The following is a 15,864-nucleotide window of genomic DNA, read 5'->3' as shown; positions in this document are numbered from 1 at the left end:
GACGGAAGGGGCTGATCGTCGACTCAGCCCTCGACATGTTCCGGCAACGGGCGCGGGGGATGAAGCCGAACGCGATTCACGCGTCGTTCGTCCGCGTCCACGACCTCGATCCGCCAGCCACTCGGGTGATCGATGCAGGTTCCGGTTTCCGGGACGTGTCCTGCGAGCACCGCGGTCAATCCGCCGATCGTATCAACATCGCTCTCGGCTGCCCCTAGTCTGGAGTCGACAATTTCGCCGATATCCTCGAGCTCGGCACGCGCATCTGCTTCCCAGGCGCCGCCATCCAGCGGAACCAGCAGCGTTTCGGGCGCATCGTCATGCTCGTCCTCGATCTCGCCGACGATCTCCTCGATCAGATCCTCGATCGTGACCAGCCCCTCGGTGCCGGAATATTCGTCGAGCACGACCGCGAGATGCACGCGGGTCTGGCGCATATCGGCGAGCAGATCGAGTGCGCCGCGCGACATCGGCACGAACAGGGGCTGGCGGATCAGGCCCGCAATGCCGTCTGGTCGCGCTCCGCCGGCCGCCAGGGTCGCGAACACGTCCTTGATATGTACCATCCCGATGATCGTATCGAGCTTTTCCCGATATACGGGAAGGCGGCTGACGCCTGCTTCGGCCAGCACCCTGACCACATCGTCGAACCCGGTCTTTTCTTCGACCGCGATGATATCGGCTCTCGGAACGCCAACATCGCCGGCGTCACGCTCGCCAAAATGGAGCAGGTTTCGCACCATCTGTCGTTCAAGCAGCGTCAGATCGCCCTTGGCATCGGGGGCCGGATCGTGCTCGTGGCGATCGATCGCCTCTTCGAGTTGGTCACGCAACGTATCTTCGTGCTGATCGCCGAAAATAAGGTTGCGCAAGCCGCGCCAGATGCCGCTTTCATTGGAGTCGCCGTTGTCGGCGCTACTTCGGTCTTCGGGCAAGTCAGTCCTCTTGAATATGATATGGGTCCGCGATGCCGAGATCGGCAAGTGCGTCGCGCTCTATGGCCTCCATCGCATCGCCCTCGACATCGGTCAGATGATCGTAGCCTAGCAGATGCAGCGTACCATGCACGATCAAATGCGTGAGGTGCGCATCGGGCGTTATGCCGCGCTCCGCCGCCTCGCGTTCGCACACGCCGTGGGCCAGCACGATGTCGCCAAGCAGCAATTCGCCATCGTCCGTATTCTGGCTGACCGTGTCGATCAGATCAGCCTGCACCATGGGAAAGGACAGGACATTGGTTGCCTTATCCTTCCCGCGATACTGGCGGTTGAGCGCGTGCACATCGTCGTCGGAAGCAAGCCGAACGCTTACCTCGACGAGCATCGGAGCGGTAAGCAATGCGCCATGCGGTGTTCGGAGGACCGCCGCCCGTACGGCGGTCGTCGCCAGCGCGGACCAGTCCCGCTCCGGCCATGGATCATCCCGGCTTAGCTCGATCTCGATCATTTTGCGCCGTCGTCGCCTTCATAGGCGGCGACAATCCGCCCGACGATCGGATGGCGAACCACGTCAGCCGCGGTGAAGCGGCAGAGCGAGATACCCTCTATCCCTTCCAGCCTGAACGTGGCGTCCGCGAGCCCGGACGCGCCCACGCCGCCTGGCAAATCGGTCTGGTTCGGGTCGCCGCAGACCACCATTCGGCTATTCTGGCCGAAGCGGGTGAGGAACATCTTCATCTGTGCCGGCGTGGTATTCTGCGCCTCGTCCAGGATCACGAACGCGTCGGCCAAAGTTCGTCCGCGCATGAAGGCGATCGGGGCGATCTCGATTTCACCGGATGCGATGCGCCGCTCGACCTGCTCGGCGGGCAGGCAATCGTATAGCGCGTCATAAAGCGGGCGGAGATAGGGATCGACCTTCTCCTTCATGTCACCCGGCAGGAAGCCGAGCCGTTCGCCCGCTTCTACTGCGGGCCGCGACAGGATCAGTCGCTGGACCGACCCCGTGATAAGTTGCGCCACTGCTTGCGCGACCGCGATATAGGTCTTTCCCGTGCCCGCCGGCCCAAGGGCGAAGATCATGTCGTGGGTCGTCAGTTCGCGCATATAGTGCGCTTGCGCGGCCGTGCGCGGCACGATGGTTTTCTTGCGCGTGCGGATCATGACCGACGGCACCTGCGCGCGCTCGGCCGAGATGATCCCGTCCAGCGTCGGCTCAGCCGCCATCGCGATCGACGCATCGACCAGCCCTGAGTCTATGTCCTCTCCACGCTGGATGCGGGCATACAGGTCATTGAGCACGTCACGCGCTATCGCGACCTGTTCGGCCGTGCCCTCCAGCCCGATGCGGTTGCCACGCGCGGTGATGTAAACCCCAAGCCTGTTTTCAAGCGCCACGAGATTCTGGTCATATTGACCGAACAACCGGGCAAGCAACTGTGGCTTGTCGAACAGCACGTCCACTCGGCTGCGTTCGCCAGAATGGGCGGGGACGGGCTTACGGCTCATGCGCCTCCTTCGATTCTCGCCAATACGGCGTGCGCTCAAGGTGCGGCGGGGGCCGCCTTGTCGCAAGCACTAAAGGCAAAGGATTTCGTTACTGTGTCTCTGCGGCATCAAGCCGCTGCGGCAGCGGCGGGCGAGGAAGAAATCTCGCGAGCTGTGATCGAATTTGGCCCCGCCTGAAGCAGCTCCACCTGAACCATCGTGCCGACAGGGGCGGCCGTGTCGAGCAACACCGATTGCAGCCACGGAGATTTTCCCAGCATCTGGCCCGGCCGTTTGCCCTTCCGCTCGATCAGCACCGAGCATCGGCGGCCGACCGATTGCTGATTGAAGGCGAGTTGGTCGCGGTTGAGCGCAGCCTGCAATCGTTGCAGGCGGTCGTCCATCACTTCGGGAGCGATCTGCTCGTCCATCGTCGCCGCCGGCGTGCCGGGGCGAGGGCTGTATTTGAAGCTGAACGCCATGGCGTGGCGCACTTCCGCCACCAGGCTCAGCGTATCGGCAAAGTCGGCTTCGGTCTCACCGGGGAAACCAACGATGAAGTCGCCCGACAGCGCGATATCGGGCCGCGCTGCACGCACCCGGTCAAGCACGCGCAGGTAGCTGTCACGACTGTGGCTACGATTCATCGCCTTGAGCACCCGATCACTCCCAGACTGGACTGGAAGGTGGAGGAACGGCATCAGTTTCTCCACATCGCGGTGCGCGTCGATCAGGCCTTGGGTCATGTCATTGGGGTGGCTGGTGGTATAGCGGATGCGCGCCAGGCCCTCGATCCGATCGAGCGAGCGGATCAGATCGTGGAGCCCTTCGCCGCCTTCGTCGGCCCAGGCGTTGACGTTCTGCCCAAGCAGCGTGATTTCTCGCGCGCCGGCGTCCACCAGGGCCTTCGCTTCATCGATGATATCTCGGAACGGGCGGCTCACCTCTGCGCCGCGCGTATAGGGCACGACGCAATACGTGCAGAATTTGTCGCACCCCTCCTGTACCGTCAGGAACGCGGCCGGGCCGACCTTGCGCCGGGCCGGCAATGCGCCGAATTTCGACAGCACCGGCATGTCGGTGTTTAGAGCCGCGGCGCCGGCAACCGCATCGGCGACGAGCCTTGGCAGATTGTGATACGCCTGCGGCCCGACAACCACATCCACCTTCGCGCGGCGCACTATCTCTTCGCCTTCGGCCTGGGCGACACACCCCGCGACTGCGATCATCTTGTCAGGATCGTGCTTCCGCAGACGCCCGATATCCGAATAGACCTTTTCCGTCGCTTTTTCGCGAATGTGGCAGGTGTTCAGCACCACCAGATCGGCGGCAGCGGCGTCGTCTGTTGGCGTGAGGCCATCGGCGGCCATGAGTTCGGCCATCCTCTCGCCGTCATAAACGTTCATCTGGCAACCGAACGACTTGACGTGGAAGGTTGTGGGCGCGGTTTTGGTCATTGCCGCGCCTATACTAGGGGCGGCGGACGATCGCTACCCGCTGCTGCGATACGCGCGCGTGCTTCGGCGGCGATCGCCTTGCGACCAGGGAAGTCCCGGGGATCGAAAGGATGGCAGAAGTGCAGCGTAGCGGTGAAAGTACCTGCCCGGCCAAGCACACGACGGGCGTGATGCTGGCCCGGCTCGTCGCCGATCCATGCCAGTTCCCGCGTCGCGACACCATAATCTATCCGCACCGGCTGGACGAGAACGCCGGGCAGCGGCGGATCCAGCACCGCAAGCAGCGCGGCCTTGAACGGCAGAAGACCCGAACCGTCGCCGGTCGTACCTTCCGGGAAGATGGTGATCGCCCATGTTTCCGCGAGCGCCGCCCGGAGCTGGTCGATCTGGCCGGCGATACCGAGCCGGTCGTCGCGACGGACGAACAACGTGCGGTTCAACGTGCAGAGCCAGCCTACCAGCGGAACGTCGCGTAGATCCGCCTTTGCCACGAAAGCGCTCCCGGTCACGCCGGCGATGATCGGGATGTCCATCCAGCTGAGATGATTCGCCAGGAATATGACATCGCGGCGGAGCGGGGTGCCAGTCACCCGCCTGCGCGCGCCGATTATCCGACCGAGCGACCCGAGAAACCACCTTGGCCAAGGTGAGGGGAGCCGCAGCAGACGCCAGAATAGATGGAGTGGCACCGCCAGCAGCAGCACGGCGATAATCGCCGCGAGTCTCGAGTAGAAGCGAACCGCGTCAATCCTTCCGGCTGAGACTGACGCCATAAAGCTCCATGCGATGATCAACGAGCCGGAACCCCAGCTTCTCCGCAATCTGCTTCTGCAATTGTTCGAGTTCGGGATCGACAAACTCGATCACACGGCCCGTCTCGACATCGATGAGATGGTCGTGATGCGCCTCAGGCGACGGCTCGTAGCGCGCGCGTCCGTCGCCGAAATCATGGCGATCGAGGATGCCGGCCTCTTCAAACAGGCGCACGGTGCGATATACCGTCGCTATCGAGATTCCGGGATCGATCGACGAGGCGCGGGCGTAAACCCGTTCGACATCGGGATGATCCTCCGCTTCCGAAAGGACGCGCGCGATAACGCGGCGCTGTTCGGTGATGCGCAGGCCCTTTTCGTGGCAGAGGGCTTCGAGATCGATCTTGCGAGGCATATACCCCATGTAATGCGCAAAGCTTGTTGCGAAAAGCGCTACCGACTCGCAACAGCCGACAGGGACGACGATTAAAGCCCGAAACGCGCGAGCAGAACGTCGAGCAGACGGGCGTCAGAGGGCGCGCCGGCGTTCGGCCCGAAGCCACCGCACTCCAGGCAGGCGGCCTGAACGCCTCCTCCGGTCACCAGCCGCTTCACATCGCCCAGCGCGCGCGCCAACAGGGCGCGCCTTTCAAATGCTACGCGAGCAAATACATCGCCTGGCGTGGCGCTCTCATCGTCGTCATCGCGATTGAACTGACGGGCAATTTCCGTTGCCCATCCCGGCTTCTTTTCGAGATAGATCACCTCGGCCGTCGCAGGGTCCAGCCTTGCCCGCTTCGCCGCCTCGGCCACCGCATCTTTGAGCGTGCCAAAGCGATCGACGAGCCCAATCTGCCGAGCGGTGCCCCCGATCCACACGCGTCCCTGCGCGATCTCATTCACCTTGTCCGCGGGCATCCTGCGCGATTGGGAAACGCGCGCCAGGAACAGCGAATAGCCATGCTCGATCGCGGACTGGAACACCGCGTCGGTCACCGGATTTGTGCCGCCCATGATATCCGGTTGACCGGAAAGCGGGGTGGTGCGGACGCCATCGGTGGTGACGCCGATCTTCGCCAGCGTATTCTCGAACGTTGGAATGATCCCGAAAATGCCGATGGAACCGGTAATGGTCGCGGGCTCTGCGAAAATCACGTCGCCGGGCGTAGAAACCCAATACCCGCCCGAGGCCGCGACACCACCCATAGAAACAACGACCGGCAGACCCTGCTTCTTGGCTTCCATCAGCGCCAACCGGATGCGCTCGGATGCGGTGACCGATCCGCCCGGCGAATCGACCCTCAACACCAGCGCCTTCAGCTTCTTCGTGGCCAGCCCGTCATAGATGAACCTGGCAATAGTATCGCCGCCCGCGGTGCCTGGGCCGGCCTTGCCATCCACTATGTCGCCGGCGACAGTAACCACCCCGATCTCGCCGTTCTTGGGCAGCGGATGCGCATCGACCCACGAATCATAATCGATCGTCTTGAACCACCCCGCAGGCTTCTTGGAATCCCCGCCCGCCAGTTCGGCGACACGACGACCGAAGGCCACCCGATCGCCCAGTTTGTCAACAATGCCGTCGGCCAGGTTTGCCTGGGCGATATCCCCCTGCGCGCCCTGCACCACCTTTTCTGGCGTGACGAGCCACGCAGCGATTTTGGCCTTCGGGCGTGCGCGTGCGATCGCCTCTTTCCACTGGTCGAACAATCCGTTTTGCAGGACGGTTGCCGCCTCCTTGGCTTCGGGGCTCTGGTCGCTGCGGGTATAGGGTTCGACGAAAGACTTGTACTTCCCGACACGATAGACGTGCGCATTGACGCCCAGCTTGTCGATCAGCCCCTTGTAATAGAGTTGGCTGCCGCCCGGCCCCGCGAAGATCGTCCCTCCCATGGGATCCATCCACACTTCGCTCGCGGCCGAGGCGAGGCGATAGCCGCCGTCCGTGTAGCCGGTGGCGAAGGCGAGCACCGGTTTGCCGGCGGTGCGGGCGCGGGTCAGCGCATCTGCCACTTCGCCGAGCACAGCGGGATAGGCGCCGCCGAAATGATCGAGATCGAGCACGATCGCCCTCACGCGTGTGTCGTCCCTGGCTGCATCGATCGCCCGCACGACATCGCGCAGGCGATACTGGCGCGGGGCGTTGCTTTCGCCCGTGACCATCGCGAATGGCGGCGTTTCCGATGGTTGTTCGACGATCGATCCGTTGATGTTCAGGACGAGCGCGCCATCGCGCACCGCGCGGGCCGTCGGCCGACTGTTAAGCGCGGCGAACAGCAGCCCGAAGAACAACAGCATCGCGACGAGCACCAGCGCGTCCTTGATACCGACCAGCAGTTTCCATGCACCGCGTACCAGGCTCATCGTCAACTTTACCCACGTTATTCAGTTCCGTCTTAGCGCGAAGTGTATGGTTCGGGCAATACGCTTACTGCCTCACTCTGGACCTGACGCGCCCGCAGGTACGCCGGCCGTTCCGACAGCCGTTCCCAATACGCAGCGATGGCGGGTTGCAGGTCGTCATCCAGCTTGAGAGTGCGGGCCAGCAGCAAGGCATAGCCAACCGAAATATCCGCGCCGGTGAACCTGTCTGCGACCAGCCATTCCCGACCGTCGGCAAGCGCGCGATCGACCGCGCGCAACCTTGAGCGATACCATTGCGCATAGTCGTCCGCAGCCTGTGGCAATCGTCGCTCGGGTGCCTCCAGCCTGCGATAGCGCAGCACCAGGGTCTGCGGAAAGGTGAGGGTCGCCTCGCCGAAATGAAGCCAGTTTAGCCACGCGCCATAATGCGCGTCATCAGCCGTGACCGCGATGGCGGTTGGGCCATGCCGGACCGCGAGATACTCGATGATCGCTGCAGATTCGCTCATCCGTGTCTGTCCGTCCACAAGCAGCGGTATGGTGCCCAACGGGTTCTGTTCGAGATACTCGGGCTGCCGGATACGCGGGGGGAACGGCATGAGATGCATGCGATAGGGCAGGTCCATCTCTTCCAGCGTCCACAGTGCTCGGAATGATCGCGCGTCCGCGCAATGCCATAATTCGATCATCTCGATTTCTCACCAGCAGGGGCCAATTGCATGCTCAACGCCGCGGCGCCTGATCGGGATTGAACGCCGGGACGGTGCGCGCTGCATCGCGCGGATCGATCCCGGTCCGCGCGCCGGCCGGCAGCGTCTCGTCGCCGCGCATCGCCCGCGCGGCGCGCTGGATTGCGTCGATCAGGCGAGGGTAAATCCCGCAACGGCACAGATTGGCTATCCCGGCTGCGATCTCCGCATCGCTGGGGCTGCGGCTGCGTTTGATGAGCACGGCGGCCGCCATGGTTATACCGGGGATGCAATAGCCGCATTGCGGCACGTTCGCGTCGATCAGCGCGAGTTGCACGGGGTGGGAGCGCTCTCGCGACAACCCCTCGATCGTGGTGACAAAGGTTCCCTCCGCCTGCTCCAGCGTAATTTGGCAGGATTTGATGGCCTTGCCGTCGACATCGACGATGCAGGCGCCGCAGCTTCCGGTGCCACACCCATATTTTGTGCCGGTCAGGTTCGACGCATCACGCAACGCCCACAGGAGCGGTGTCTGCGGATCCATGCGATATTCGATCGCTTCGTTGTTTACCGTCATCTTGGGCACGGCCGAATGCTAGGCTAACGGCGCAGCCTTCGCCAAGCGACTTGGCGAAGATTGTGGAATTTACCGGAAGGGGCCAACCAATCGGCTTGCTTTACCCTTCCGTCCGCCGCTTGAATGTTTGCCGGTGAGCGAAACTAGGAGAATGACATGCAAGCCCACGGCGCCTCCGGCCCGGCAAGTGGTGATGCCGAGCATGGTTATGATGCACCTGACCTGCGTGTTTTCGTCTTGGCGCTATTCTTCATCTTCGGTGGCATCACCAGCCTGAACGATGTCATCATTCCCAAGCTGAAAGAGCTCTTCACGCTCAATTACGCGCAGGCGCTGCTGGTGCAGTCATCGTTTTTCGGGGCGTATGCGATCATGTCGATCCCGGCCGCAGCAATCGTCCGGCGGGTCGGCTACATGCGCACTGCCGCGATTGGCCTTGTTGCCATGATGGCCGGATGCCTGTTGTTCGTGCCGGCATCTGCATCCGCGAAATTCAGCCTGTTTCTGTTCGCGCTCTTCGTGCTCGCCAGCGGCATCACGATCGTGCAGGTGGTGGCCAATCCGCTTATTTCCTTGCTGGGCCCGCCAAAGAGCGCGCACAGTCGGCTCACCTTCGCGCAGGCTTTCAATTCCCTGGGCACCACGATTTTTCCCTATGTCGGATCGATCGTGATCCTGGGCAGCCTCGCCAGGCTGGACGTAACGACGCTGACGGGCGCGGCGTTGAACACCTATCGCGCCCAGGAAACGCACATCGTCGTGGTGACTTATCTGTGCCTCGCGGCCGTCCTGGCCCTGGTGGCGTCAGTCGTCTGGTCGCGACGCAATCGATTGAAGGAAGAACAGGTCCACGGAAATATTTTCCAGGCTTTCCATCTGCTGTCGCGCCCACGCTTTGGAATCGGCTGCCTGTGCATTTTCCTGTATGTCGGTGCGGAGGTGGCGATCGGCTCCCTAATCGTGAGCTACCTGATGCAACCCGACGTGCTTGGGCTGAGCGATCAGGCTGCGGGCAAGCACGTGCCATTTTACTGGGGCGGGGCGCTGATCGGGCGCTTCATCGGTGCCTATGCGCTGACACGCCTGTCGCCGGGCAAGGTGCTGGCCGCAGTTGCGGCAGGGGCGATATTGCTGATCGCGGTATCCGCAAACACCAGCGGCATGGTTTCGGGCTGGGCGCTGCTGACGATCGGTTTGATGAACGCGATCATGTTTCCGACGATCTTCAGCCTCGCCAGCGAGGGGCTTGGCAAGCGCGCGGCAGACGGGTCGGGCGTGATCGCAACCGCGATCGTCGGCGGTGCGGTGATACCTCCGCTGACGGGGCATCTGGCGGATATCAGCGGCAGCCTGCATTTTGCCCTGCTGCTGCCCGCGCTGTGCTACGCCGCGATCCTCGCCTATGGCATCTACGCGCGCCACCCCGCGCCGGAATTGGAGGCGGCCTAGGCACGACTGTCAGGTCACAGACCCAGCGCGGCGACCTCCGCTTCGTCGAAACCAAGTTCTCGTAGAACGTCGGCATCGTGACGTTCACCCGCCATTACCGGCGTGACCGTGGTGCTTTTCGAGTAACGCGGCGCTGGCGCCGGCTGGCGCACGCCGGCCGCTTCGACGAACGTGCCGCGGGCGCGATTGTGCGGATCATTCCAGGCTTCGTCGAAGCCCAGCACCGGCGCAAAACATACTTCATGCCCCCTGAAGGCCTCGACCCAATCGTCGCGGGTGCGCGCCTTGAAGCGCTCGGCCAGCTCGGCCTTGAGCGCCGGCCACTGCCGCCCATCCATCTGTGCTGTCCACTTGTCGTCGGAAAGGCCCATCACCGCGCGGAATTCGGCATAGAATTGCGGCTCGATCGCGCCGAGCGAGATGAACTTGCCGTCCTGCGTCTCGTAGGTATCGTAGAAGTGCGCGGCCGTATCGAGCAGGTTGGTCCCGCGCTCGTCGCTCCAGCGCCCCATCGCGCGGAACGACCACATCATCGACATCAGCACGGCCGAGCCATCCGTCATTGCCGCATCCACCACCTGGCCCTCGCCGGTGCGCTGCGCATGCAGCAGGGCCGCGAGCATCCCGAAGACCAGGAACATGCCGCCACCGCCGAAATCGCCCGCCAGGTTGATCGGCGGGGTGGGCTTCTCGCCCTTACGCCCAAGCGCATGAAGGACACCGGAGATCGCGATATAATTAATGTCGTGGCCGGGTTCGGGTGCCATCGGCCCGGTCTGGCCCCAGCCGGTCATGCGTCCGTAGACAAGCTTCGGATTGTCGGCGAGCAGCACGTCCGGCCCCAGGCCCAGCCGCTCCATCACCCCGGGGCGAAACCCCTCTATGATCGCGTCGGCGGACTTGACGATCCGTCGCACCGCCTCGATCGATTTGGGATCTTTCAGGTCGAGGCCGATCGACTTGCGGCTCCGCAACAACGCGTCCTTGTTGTCGATGGTCAGGCCGCCGCCGCGCACCGGCCGATCGATGCGGATAACCTCCGCGCCATGGTCCGCCAGCATCATGCCGGCGAACGGGCCGGGGCCGATCCCGGCGAACTCGACTACGCGGATGCCGGCAAGGGGCGGGGTGCTCACGACATCTCTCTCCTATGTTATCTGGCCTCCGACTATCGCGCCGGGCCGCACCGGACAAGTGGAACATGACATTTGTTATGGAGCGATCGGTGGATCGCGCTATTGTCTTTGCGGTGCGCGCGGCCCATCAGTTCGCGCTCAAGTGCAAGAAGAGGGGTTCATGGGAATCACGGCTCAAAAGAAGGGCCTGCGCCTGTTGATGGGCGCCGCCGCGCTTTCGCTGGCGGCATGTGGCGCAGATGCGGAGCACCCGAAAACGCCCTCCAGCAGCCCGGCAAAATCGAGCGCGGCGGCCAAGCCATATTCGCGTGATCCCTTTCCATCCACTTATCATGCCTATCCCGGCGTCCCGACTCTGGTGCGCAATGTCACGGTGTTCGACGGCGAGGGCGGGCGGATCGAGAATGGCGCGGTTCTGTTCGCCGATGGGAAGATCGTGGCCATCGGCCAGACGCTCGATGCGCCCGCCAATGCACGGGTGATCGATGGGCAGGGCAAATGGATCACGCCCGGCGTCATCGATATTCACAGCCATCTCGGCGATTATCCCAGCCCCGGTATTCGAGCGCTGTCGGACGGCAATGAGGCGACTTCGCCCGTCACTGCCGATGTGTGGGCGGAGCATAGCGTATGGCCGCAGGATCCCGGCTTCAGCCGTGCACTTGCCAATGGCGGCGTCACCGCGCTGCAAATCCTGCCCGGGTCCGCCAATCTGTTCGGCGGCCGCTCCGTCGTGCTGAAGAACGTCTATTCGCGCACTGTTCAGGGGATGAAGTTCCCGGGTGCGCCTTACGGGCTGAAGATGGCATGCGGGGAAAATCCGAAGCGCGTCTATGGCTCCAAGGGCCGCGAGCCTTCCACCCGGATGGGCAATATCGCGGTTGACCGCGCCACCTGGGCGAAGGCGCAGGCATATAAGCGCAAATGGGACAAATACGAAAAGGATGGCGGCGATCCGCCGGAGCGCGACATAGCGATGGACACGTTGCGCGGGGTGCTCGCGGGGGAAATCCGCGTGCAGAACCACTGCTATCGGGCCGACGAGATGGCCATCGTCCTCGATATGGCCAAGGAGTTCGGCTACAAGGTGACGGCCTTTCACCACGCCGTCGAAGCTTACAAGATTGCCGATCTGCTGAAGGCGAGCGGCACCTGCGCCGCTGTGTGGGCGGACTGGTACGGCTTCAAGATGGAGAGCTATGACGGGATCGGCGCCAACCTTGCGCTGCTCGAGAAAGCCGGCGCCTGCGCGATGATCCACTCCGACGATCAGAACGGGATCCAGCGGCTCAATCAGGAGGTTGCGAAGGCGCTGTCTTCCGGCCGTCGTGCGGGGATCGATATCCCTGACGCGGTGGCGTGGAAGTGGCTGTCGCTCAATCCGGCCAAGGCGCTGGGGATCGATGACAAGACGGGCAGCCTCAAGCCCGGCAAGATGGCGGACGTGGTGTTGTGGAACGGCAATCCGTTCAGCATTTACACCCGACCCGAGAAAGTGTGGGTCGACGGCGCGATGCTGTATGATGCCAACGACCCGAAACGACGCCCGGTGAGCGATTTCGAGCTAGGCCAGCCCGGTACTGGAGATGTGAAGTGATCCGCGCCCTGCTCCTGTCCGCAGCCGCGCTGACCGCGGCTCCTGCAGTCGCCCAGACGGTCGCCATCACGGGCGCCACGGTCGCGCTCGGCGATGGCAGCGCGCCGATCAGGAACGGCACCGTCGTGTTTCGCGACGGCCGGATCGTCGCTGCCGGCGAAAATGTCGCGGTTCCGGCGGGCGCGGAAGTGATCGCCGCGAACGGCAAATGGGTGTCGCCGGGGCTGATTGCGGGCTTCACCGATCTCGGGCTGCAGGATGCTGGCGGAATAGAGGAAAGTAACGACACGTCAGCAAGCAGCAGCCCCTTCGCCGCCGCCATCGACGTTTCGCCCGCGATCAATCCCGCCGGGGCGAAGATCGCCAATGAACGTCTTGCTGGCGTAACGCGCGCGCTGATCGCCCCCGGCACGGCGGGATCGATATTCGCGGGGCAGGGGGCGGTGATCGATCTGGGCGATGATCCCGATGCAGTCACCCGGCCGCGCGCGTTCCAGTATGTCGAGCTCGGAGAGGGCGGCGCCCGCGATGCCGGCGGCAGCCGGCCGGCCGCTTATGCGCTGTTCCGCGACGCCTTGTCGCAAGCGCAGGATTACCGTCGGAATCCAGCCGCCTTTGGTGGCCGCGAGCGCGCGTCTCTCATCAAGCGCGGCGATGCGGACGCGTTGCTCAAGGTGATCGACGGTCAGGTGCCGCTTGTTGTCCACGTCGAACGCGCCAGCGACATCCGGACCGTGCTCGGGCTGGTGCGTGATTATCCAAGGCTGCGGCTGGTGCTGACTGGCGTCAGCGAGGGCTGGATGGTCGCCCGCGAGATCGCCTCTGCGAAGGTGCCGGTTGTAGCGGCTGCGCTGGCCGATCTGCCCGAGAGCTTCGAAGCGTTGGCGGCGACCGAATCCAATGTCGGGCGGATGCGCGCTGCCGGAGTGCAGGTCGCGCTGTCGGCTGCGGGCGCCTCGGGCGGGGAGCACAATATTCGGCAATATGCGGGCAATCTGGTTGCCATCACCCGCGTCCCCGGCGCGACCGGCCTGGAATGGGGGCAGGCGCTCGCCGCAATAACCTCCGGCCCCGCCGCCGCGCTTGCCATGGAGGGCGAGCTTGGTTCGCTGAAATCCGGCCGCCGTGCCGACGTCGTGCTTTGGGACGGTGATCCGCTGGAGATCGAATCACAGCCGGTCGCGGTGTGGATCGATGGGCGGCCGCAACCGATGCGTTCGCGCCAGACGGACTTGCGCGATCGATATCTTACGCCGAACGAAGGGCCTTTGCCCAAGGCCTATGACAGGCGCTAATGCAACTTTCCGCGTGCCGGACATTATCGGAGGCCTCGCATGTTCCTGAACTTTCTTGATGAACTGCGCAGCGCCGGGATTCCGGCAAGCATGAAAGAGCATTTGCTGCTGCTCGAAGCGCTCGAAAAGGATGTGATCGAACGGACGCCGGAGGATTTCTACTATTTGAGCAGGGCGGTCTATGTGAAGGACGAGGGGCTGCTCGATCGCTTCGACCAGGTCTTCGCCAAGGTATTCAAGGGCATTGAAACCAGCTTCGCCCAGCCCGGCGCTGAAATTCCCGAGGACTGGCTGAAGGCCGTCGCCGAGAAATATCTCACCGCGGAGGAGATGGAGGCGATAAAGTCGCTCGGCTCCTGGGACGAGATCATGGAGACACTCAAGAAGCGTCTGGAAGAGCAGCAGAAGCGGCACGAGGGTGGTAGCAAGTGGGTGGGCACCGGCGGCACATCGCCTTACGGCAACTCGGGCTATAATCCCGAAGGCGTGCGGATCGGTGGAGAGAGCAAGCAGAAGCGTGCGCTGCAAGTATGGGATCAGCGCGAGTTCAAGAACCTCGACAGCACCCGTGAGCTCGGTACGCGCAACATCAAGATCGCGCTGCGCCGCCTGCGCAAGTTCGCACGCGAAGGTGCCGCGGACGAACTGGACATCGATGCGACGATCGACGGCACTGCGCGACAAGGCTGGCTTGACGTCCATATGCGTGCCGAACGGCGCAATGCCGTGAAATTGTTGCTGTTTCTGGATGTCGGCGGCTCGATGGATCCGTTCATCAAGCTGTGCGAGGAACTGTTCTCCGCCGCCACGACCGAGTTCAAGAACCTTGAGTTCTTCTACTTTCACAACTGCCCTTATGAGGGCGTGTGGAAAGACAACCGTCGCCGCTTTTCGGAACGCACGCCGACCTGGGACGTGCTTCATAAATTTCCGCACGATTATAAGCTCATCTTCGTGGGCGACGCGGCAATGAGCCCGTATGAGATCACGCATCCGGGCGGGTCTGTGGAGCATTTCAACGAGGAATCTGGCGCGGTGTGGATGCATCGCCTGGCCACGACCTATCCGGCCGCTGTATGGCTGAACCCGGTCGCCCAAGGTCAGTGGGGCTATTCGCAGTCCACGAAGATCATTCGGGAATTGATGAACGACCGCATGTTTCCGCTGACGCTCGGCGGGCTGGACGATGCGATGCGCGAACTGTCGCGTAAAAGATGATAGCGGAGAGGATGGGATTCGAACCCACGGTAAGCGTGAACCTACGGCGGTTTCAAGTTTAGTGTAAACGACGTTTGTGTATGTTTACGCAGGTTTTCATAAGCAAGCGATACACAGGCAGAAAGCGCATTTTGCCGCTTGGACGTTTTATGTAGGTTGTCGTAAGTTATCGAACATCCGCAGCAGTGGGGATAGGCGACACTCCTTCTGTCCTTACGTTGTGCAACGCCTCGAGCCTGCGTATGGTGCGAGGCGTTGCTTTGACGATTCATTTCATGCACGTTCGGTCTATGACGACAGAAAGCAGCATCGAATGGACTGGAATAGGCAAGTGGCTCTCGTTTGCCTCAGCTGGCCTCCTAATATTGCTCGCAATCCCGTTCATATTTGATCACGGGAACGGCGCAGTTGCGGGCTGGAACATCTTCTTGGGTCTCTTGCTGATTGGAGCGATTGCCTCTGGCAATGCGCGAGCGCCCACGATCGCGATGGTAATTGCTGGAATCATGGCAGTTAGATTGGTCGTGGCCGTTGCTATCGGTGCCGGCGCGGTTGACGTGGTGATCGGGATCGCCGTTCTTGCCGTCGTTGGAATATCCGCTTGGGATCTTCGGAAGCAGAAGGCTCAGTTTTGAAATTGGCGGAAGAGGTGGGATTCGAACCCACGGACGGGTTGCCCCGTCGCTGGTTTTCAAGACCAGTTCCTTAAACCACTCGGACACTCTTCCATGCCATTTCGGGGGCTCGCAGCTTACGACAGGCTTATGGGTAATTACACCTGGCGAATCGGACTGACGCTAACCCCTTGTAACAAAACTCCTATTTCCGCGCACTGGTCGCAATCTCCAGTAGTTTTCAAGACCGCTGCCTCAAACCACTCGGCCACCTCTCCGCGAGCAGTTCG

At 62.6% G+C, this 15,864-nt stretch carries 15 protein-coding genes and 1 tRNA gene; 5 read left to right on the top strand and 11 right to left on the bottom strand.

Features of this window, described 5'->3' with window-relative positions; all coding sequences use genetic code 11:
* Window positions 1-23 precede the first annotated feature (23 nt).
* From FFS35_RS05535 to FFS35_RS05495, 9 genes are all read right to left on the bottom strand, one after another.
* Window positions 24-935 carry a hemolysin family protein gene (locus FFS35_RS05535; RefSeq protein ID WP_137786130.1) on the bottom strand — a complete coding sequence of 304 codons (912 nt, stop codon included), beginning with the start codon at window positions 933-935 and terminating at the stop codon, window positions 24-26.
* A gap of 1 nt (window position 936) precedes the next feature.
* A complete protein-coding gene (gene ybeY / locus FFS35_RS05530; RefSeq protein WP_137786129.1) occupies window positions 937-1,446 on the bottom strand; it encodes an rRNA maturation RNase YbeY in 510 nt (169 codons plus the stop codon).
* Window positions 1,443-2,447 carry a PhoH family protein gene (locus tag FFS35_RS05525; RefSeq protein WP_137786128.1) on the bottom strand — a complete coding sequence of 335 codons (1,005 nt, stop codon included), beginning with the start codon at window positions 2,445-2,447 and terminating at the stop codon, window positions 1,443-1,445. Before FFS35_RS05525 ends, ybeY begins: the two co-directional genes overlap by 4 nt.
* Before the next feature lie 107 nt (window positions 2,448-2,554).
* The gene (gene miaB, locus FFS35_RS05520; RefSeq protein WP_171007533.1) at window positions 2,555-3,895 is read right to left on the bottom strand and encodes a tRNA (N6-isopentenyl adenosine(37)-C2)-methylthiotransferase MiaB; all 1,341 of its coding nucleotides are present in this window, start codon (window positions 3,893-3,895) and stop codon (window positions 2,555-2,557) included.
* Window positions 3,892-4,656, bottom strand: coding sequence for a lysophospholipid acyltransferase family protein (locus tag FFS35_RS05515; RefSeq protein ID WP_137786126.1), 765 nt, complete (start codon window positions 4,654-4,656; stop codon window positions 3,892-3,894). The genes miaB and FFS35_RS05515 overlap by 4 nt, the downstream gene beginning before the upstream one ends.
* A complete protein-coding gene (locus FFS35_RS05510) occupies window positions 4,628-5,050 on the bottom strand; it encodes a Fur family transcriptional regulator (protein WP_137786125.1) in 423 nt (140 codons plus the stop codon). Before FFS35_RS05510 ends, FFS35_RS05515 begins: the two co-directional genes overlap by 29 nt.
* Window positions 5,051-5,121: 71 nt before the next feature.
* Window positions 5,122-6,999: a signal peptide peptidase SppA gene (gene sppA / locus FFS35_RS05505; protein ID WP_137786124.1), complete on the bottom strand. Its 1,878-nt coding sequence runs from the start codon at window positions 6,997-6,999 to the stop codon at window positions 5,122-5,124.
* A gap of 32 nt (window positions 7,000-7,031) precedes the next feature.
* Window positions 7,032-7,688 carry a glutathione S-transferase family protein gene (locus FFS35_RS05500; protein WP_137786123.1) on the bottom strand — a complete coding sequence of 219 codons (657 nt, stop codon included), beginning with the start codon at window positions 7,686-7,688 and terminating at the stop codon, window positions 7,032-7,034.
* 34 nt (window positions 7,689-7,722) lie between these two features.
* On the bottom strand, window positions 7,723-8,274 hold the full coding sequence (locus tag FFS35_RS05495) for a (2Fe-2S)-binding protein (RefSeq protein ID WP_137786122.1): 552 nt from the start codon (window positions 8,272-8,274) through the stop codon (window positions 7,723-7,725).
* Between the two features lie 147 nt (window positions 8,275-8,421).
* On the opposite strand from FFS35_RS05495, the gene FFS35_RS05490 reads away from it, so the two are divergent.
* Window positions 8,422-9,714 carry a sugar MFS transporter gene (locus tag FFS35_RS05490; RefSeq protein WP_137786121.1) on the top strand — a complete coding sequence of 431 codons (1,293 nt, stop codon included), beginning with the start codon at window positions 8,422-8,424 and terminating at the stop codon, window positions 9,712-9,714.
* 14 nt (window positions 9,715-9,728) lie between these two features.
* Here the strand turns inward: FFS35_RS05490 and FFS35_RS05485 are convergent, their stop codons facing one another.
* Entirely contained in the window at window positions 9,729-10,850 is a 1,122-nt protein-coding gene (locus FFS35_RS05485) for a CaiB/BaiF CoA-transferase family protein (protein WP_137786120.1), read from the bottom strand.
* 160 nt (window positions 10,851-11,010) lie between these two features.
* On the opposite strand from FFS35_RS05485, the gene FFS35_RS05480 reads away from it, so the two are divergent.
* The 4 genes from FFS35_RS05480 (at window position 11,011) to FFS35_RS05465 (ending at window position 15,595) form a co-directional block, all read left to right on the top strand.
* The gene (locus FFS35_RS05480; RefSeq protein WP_137786119.1) at window positions 11,011-12,447 is read left to right on the top strand and encodes an amidohydrolase; all 1,437 of its coding nucleotides are present in this window, start codon (window positions 11,011-11,013) and stop codon (window positions 12,445-12,447) included.
* Complete coding sequence (locus tag FFS35_RS05475) at window positions 12,447-13,742, top strand: amidohydrolase family protein (RefSeq protein WP_137786242.1); 1,296 nt, start codon at window positions 12,447-12,449, stop codon at window positions 13,740-13,742. Before FFS35_RS05480 ends, FFS35_RS05475 begins: the two co-directional genes overlap by 1 nt.
* 39 nt (window positions 13,743-13,781) lie before the next feature.
* Window positions 13,782-14,960, top strand: coding sequence for a VWA domain-containing protein (locus FFS35_RS05470; protein ID WP_137786118.1), 1,179 nt, complete (start codon window positions 13,782-13,784; stop codon window positions 14,958-14,960).
* 260 nt (window positions 14,961-15,220) lie between these two features.
* Window positions 15,221-15,595: a hypothetical protein gene (locus FFS35_RS05465; protein ID WP_137786117.1), complete on the top strand. Its 375-nt coding sequence runs from the start codon at window positions 15,221-15,223 to the stop codon at window positions 15,593-15,595.
* Between the two features lie 3 nt (window positions 15,596-15,598).
* Here the strand turns inward: FFS35_RS05465 and FFS35_RS05460 are convergent.
* A tRNA-Ser gene (locus FFS35_RS05460) sits at window positions 15,599-15,688 on the bottom strand.
* Between the last annotated feature and the right edge of the window lie 176 nt (window positions 15,689-15,864).

The organism is Sphingomonas sp. 3P27F8, assembly GCF_005502745.1.
GTDB lineage: Bacteria > Pseudomonadota > Alphaproteobacteria > Sphingomonadales > Sphingomonadaceae > Sphingomonas.
The sequence above is the reverse complement of the archived record's forward strand: the minus strand, read 5'-3'. Positions and strand labels throughout refer to the sequence as shown.